General features: G+C 74.2%; 1 protein-coding gene and 1 pseudogene. Both read right to left on the bottom strand.

Translation table 11 applies throughout. The features are described 5' to 3' along the window. Window positions 1-269 precede the first annotated feature (269 nt). Window positions 270-1,256: an aldo/keto reductase gene (locus L0B03_RS17755; protein WP_250448327.1), complete on the bottom strand. Its 987-nt coding sequence runs from the start codon at window positions 1,254-1,256 to the stop codon at window positions 270-272. A gap of 66 nt (window positions 1,257-1,322) precedes the next feature. Then, window positions 1,323-1,510 (bottom strand): annotated as a pseudogene (locus L0B03_RS17750) (aminotransferase); the annotation flags it as partial.

Below are 1,510 nucleotides of genomic sequence, written 5' to 3'. Positions count from 1 at the left end.
GGGCTCGGGGCCAGGGCGCGACGGCGGACCTCAGCACGCCGGACGCCCCGGCCACAGCGGCGCACCCAGGCACCACGGCGGGCCGGGCCTCGACGATGACCCGCAGTGGACCTCGCCGCGCTGACCCAGAGCCGAATCGGCTAGCTCCGTGCGCCGCTGACCCCAGGGGGATGAGCCTCGTCCTCGCTGCGCTGACACCGAGCTGATCGGCCAGGTCCGTGCCGCGCTGACACCAGCGCCGAGGCGCTACCGCCAGCGCGGCGCGGCTCTCACCAGCGACCGTGCACGTGCACCCGGATGCGCTCGTCGTAGATGCGCTGGAGAGCGGCCTGCTGCTCCTCGGTGAGCGGGGCGAGGTCCGCAGCGGCGGCGTTGGCACGGGCCTGCTCCGGACGGCTCGCCCCCGGGATCACGGTCGTGACCCCCGGCTGGTCGATGATCCAGCGCAGGGCGAGCTGCGCCGTCGTCGCGCCCTCGGGGGTGAGGGCGGCGACCTCCTGGGCCGCGGCGACACCGACCTCGTACGGCACGCCCGCGAAGGTCTCGCCGACGTCGAAGGCCTCGCCCTGACGGTTGAACGTGCGGTGGTCGTTCTCGGCGAAGGTGGTCGACGCACCGAACTTGCCCGTGAGCAGCCCGCTGGCCAGGGGCACCCGCGCGATGATCCCGACCCCGGCCTCAGCGGCCGCGGGCAGCACCTCCTCGAGGGGCTTGCGGCGGAAGGCGTTGAAGATGATCTGCACGCTCGCCACGTTCGGCCGGGCGATCGCCGTCAGCGCCTCGTCGACCGTCTCGACCGACACGCCGTACGCGGCGATCCGCCCCTCGGCGACCATCGCGTCGAGGGCGTCGTACACCGCGTCGCTCGAGTACACCGGCGTCGGCGGGCAGTGCAGCTGGACCAGGTCGAGGGTGTCGACCCCCAGGTTCTCGCGCGAGCGGTCGTTCCAGGCGCGGAACGCGTCGGGGGTGAAGGCCTCGGGGACGTGCGGGTTCGCGCGGCGCCCCATCTTGGTGGCCACCGTGAGCCCCGCGTCGGGCCGACGGCGCAGCAGCTCGCCGACCAGCTTCTCGCTGCGACCGTCGCCGTAGACGTCGGCGGTGTCGAGGAAGGTGACCCCGGCGTCGACCGCGGCGTCGAGGATGGCCGAGGCCTGGTCCTCCGCGACGTCACCCCAGTCCGCGCCCAGCTGCCAGCACCCGAGACCGATGACACTCACGGGGCGCGCGGTCCGCCCCAGCACACGTGTTTCCATGCCTGCGACGCTACCTGCTCGCGCCCACACGGGCTGGTCGACGGGCATCTAGTTCGACGCCCCCCGTCACCCGAGCGCCGCGAGCAGCCTCTCGAGGTCCTCCTCGGTGCTGTACAGGTGGAAGCCGACCCGCACCGCCCCCGCCCGCACGCTCGCCGCGATCCCGGCCTCCTCGAGGCGACCGGCGGCGTCGGGGGCCGGGATCGCCACGATCGGCGAGGGCACCGGCTCGAGCCCCAGGTGCTCCCGCAGCC

This window comes from Actinotalea sp. C106 (genome assembly GCF_023630195.1).
Lineage (GTDB): Bacteria > Actinomycetota > Actinomycetes > Actinomycetales > Cellulomonadaceae > Actinotalea.
Note: the sequence above shows the minus strand (reverse complement) of the source record. Positions and strands in the feature narration are given on the sequence as shown.